Source organism: Achromobacter sp. SIMBA_011 (genome assembly GCF_046535435.1).
Lineage (GTDB): Bacteria > Pseudomonadota > Gammaproteobacteria > Burkholderiales > Burkholderiaceae_B > Achromobacter > Achromobacter dolens.
In genome coordinates this window covers 1-265 of sequence record NZ_JAWRWN010000597.1, presented here as the reverse complement: position 1 = coordinate 265, position 265 = coordinate 1, and the positions used below count along the sequence as shown (strand labels likewise).

At 75.1% G+C, this 265-nt stretch carries 1 protein-coding gene; it reads right to left on the bottom strand.

Features of this window, described 5'->3' with window-relative positions; genetic code table 11:
* Positions 1 to 265: type II secretion system protein GspM (gene gspM, locus SB816_RS32315; protein ID WP_410548286.1), on the bottom strand; the 265-nt coding region annotated here is incomplete at both ends.

Below are 265 nucleotides of genomic sequence, written 5' to 3'. Positions count from 1 at the left end.
CTGCGCGCCCGGCATGCCGTGATCGGACAGCGACGCGGTCAGCGCGTCCTTGAGCGCCTGTCCGCCCGGCGCGACGCTCGCCGCCGCGCCCGCGAGCGAGCGCGCTTCGTCAGCCTGCGCGGTCATCAGCGCAAGCTGACGCTGCATCGCGGGCAGGTTGGCGCGCAGCCTCGCGCGGCCGTCGGCGGCCGGCGCCCACAGCACCGAATAGCCGATCGCCACGGCCAGCAGTGCGCCGCCCCATGTGAGCATGGTCTTCTCGCGC